Raw genomic sequence first — 324 nt, forward strand, 5'->3', positions numbered from 1 at the left:
ACTGTTTGTTTGAACTCGCGGCGCCGGACCTGATCGATCGCCTTGGAATACAGCTGCATGACATGGAAGCGGTCGTGGACGATCGAGGCCTGGGGCAGTTGCTCACGCACGGCCTTGGCGAAGGCGGCGCTCATGTCGATCGCCACGGCTTGAATGCCAGCGGCGGTGTCTTCGGACAATTCGGCGAGGAACTGGCTCAAGGTGTCAGCGGTGCGCCCGTCGCCGACCCACAGCAAGGCGCCGGATTCAAGGTCATAGACCACGGTGACGTAGTCATGTCCCTTGGCGCGGGCCACTTCGTCGACGCCCAGCAGACGCACGCCG

General features: G+C 63.6%; 1 protein-coding gene. It reads right to left on the reverse strand.

Annotated elements, in window-relative coordinates; translation table 11 throughout:
• The coding region (locus RM530_RS18490) for a transposase (protein ID WP_311366739.1) at positions 1–324 on the reverse strand (324 nt) is incomplete at both ends.

Source organism: Banduia mediterranea, assembly GCF_031846245.1.
In the GTDB taxonomy this organism is placed as follows: domain Bacteria; phylum Pseudomonadota; class Gammaproteobacteria; order Nevskiales; family Nevskiaceae; genus Banduia; species Banduia mediterranea.